Raw genomic sequence first — 1157 nt, 5'->3', positions numbered from 1 at the left:
TACTCGCCACGATTGAGAAATGGACTTTTGGATTGTTCTCCCGCATCAACGATAAGATGAGGTTTGTTCTAGAGCAGGAGAAAAGAGGTTGTTAGCATGATTCGGATTGAATTCACACCAGAAATGGTGGCTGAACTGAAATATGAACGGTATCACTATCCTCACCCAAAAGTGCAACAGAAAATGGAAGTGTTGTACCTGAAAAGCCAAGGCTTGGCACACCAAGAAATCCGACGACTGTGCAATATTTCTAAAACCACACTGAGCGTCTATCTCAAACAATATCAAGAAGGTGGAGTCGAGCGGCTCAAACAGTTAGATTATCAGGGGCAACCAAGTGAACTGAATGCCCATGTGCCGACGGTGGAGACTTACTTCAAAGCGCATCCGCCTCAAACGGTTGCCGAGGCACAAGCGAAGATTGCCGAACTGACCGGAATTCAGCGCAGTCCCACTCAAGTCAATGCCTTTCTCAAACGCATCGGGATGAAACGGTGCAAAGTTGGATTTGTACCCGGTAAAAGTAGCGATCCAGACAAGATCGCCGCCCAAGAAACGTTTCGCTTTGAGGTTCTAGAACCGTTGCTCGAAACTGCCAAAGCGGGCAAACAAGCCGTTTTTTTGTCGATGCTGCCCATTTTGTCCACAGTCCTTTTTTAGGCTATCTGTGGTGCTTTGTCCGGGTATTCATCCCCTCACCTGCTGGACGCAACCGCTTTAACGTCTTAGGGGCAATCAATGCCCTAACTTTAGAAATCATCACCGTGACGAACGAAACCTACATCAACGCCGAGAGTGTTTGTCACCTGTTACAGAAGCTCTCTGATTTAGCATTGGGGATACCGATTACCTTAGTCTGGGATAACGCCCGCTATCAAAAGTGCGCTGCGGTGTTTGACTGTGCAGAACGCCTCGCAATTACGTTAGTCTACTTGCCGTCTTACTCGCCGCATTTGAACTTAATCGAACGTCTCTGGCGATTTGTGCGTCGGGAATGTTTATACTCCAAGTATTATGCTGACTTCTCTAGTTTCAAACAGGCAATTTCAACGGTGATAGAGACGGCTCCTATTGACAAACACGACAAGCTAAAAAGCCTGATGAGTTGGAAGTTTCAATCCTTCAAAAAAGTCCAGCTCTTAGCCGATTAGAGTATA

General features: G+C 46.6%; 1 pseudogene. It reads left to right on the top strand.

The annotated features are described in order from the left end of the window. Nucleotides 1–96 precede the first annotated feature (96 nt). Nucleotides 97–1151: pseudogene (locus BRW63_RS27015) on the top strand (IS630 family transposase). Nucleotides 1152–1157: the final 6 nt, after the last annotated feature.

Source organism: Phormidesmis priestleyi ULC007, assembly GCF_001895925.1.
GTDB lineage: Bacteria > Cyanobacteriota > Cyanobacteriia > Leptolyngbyales > Leptolyngbyaceae > Phormidesmis_A > Phormidesmis_A priestleyi_A.
Note: the sequence above shows the minus strand (reverse complement) of the source record. Positions and strands in the feature narration are given on the sequence as shown.